This window comes from Parendozoicomonas verongulae (assembly GCF_009711465.1).
In the GTDB taxonomy this organism is placed as follows: Bacteria; Pseudomonadota; Gammaproteobacteria; order Pseudomonadales; family Endozoicomonadaceae; genus Sansalvadorimonas; species Sansalvadorimonas verongulae.
The window spans coordinates 1-459 of sequence record NZ_SMME01000276.1; the positions used below are offsets into that span (position 1 = coordinate 1).

1 protein-coding gene is annotated in these 459 nt (G+C 47.3%); it reads left to right on the top strand.

From position 1 onward, the window contains the following. Positions 1–86: 86 nt before the first annotated feature. On the top strand, positions 87–459 hold a 373-nt coding region (locus E1189_RS24375), incomplete at its 3' end, for a hypothetical protein (RefSeq protein ID WP_230459844.1).

Here is a 459-nt window from a genome sequence, read left to right on the forward strand (position 1 = left end):
CATCCGGTAATCTCACCAGGCACCAGCGCACACATCGCAATGTGAAAGGAATGTGTACAACTATACCCTGATAGATTACGGACTGTATGGTGCAACAGATCAGGAGAAAGAGAATGGTCTTCAGGCTGAACTTTGTTGTCACCAGTCTCTGCATGGCGATCGGCCTTTCTTCATCTGGCGCCTCTGCAGTAAAAGTCAAAAGTCAACCAATCCGCTCTATTCAATCACAACCTCTTGAAGTGATCTCTACAGGCAACATTGCTATACAAGCTACAGACAGCACATATATCCATCCCCATAAAACAACATCCTGCGTCATAGCCAGGGCAACTGAACACCGCGTAGTGCATTGCCGGGGGGAAAAGCAAAAAACTGGATTAACTCTCACCAGCTCAACACTTGCACAACATCTGGCCGTTGAAACAGGTTCCACAACATGGATCCGGGATAAGGCAAACA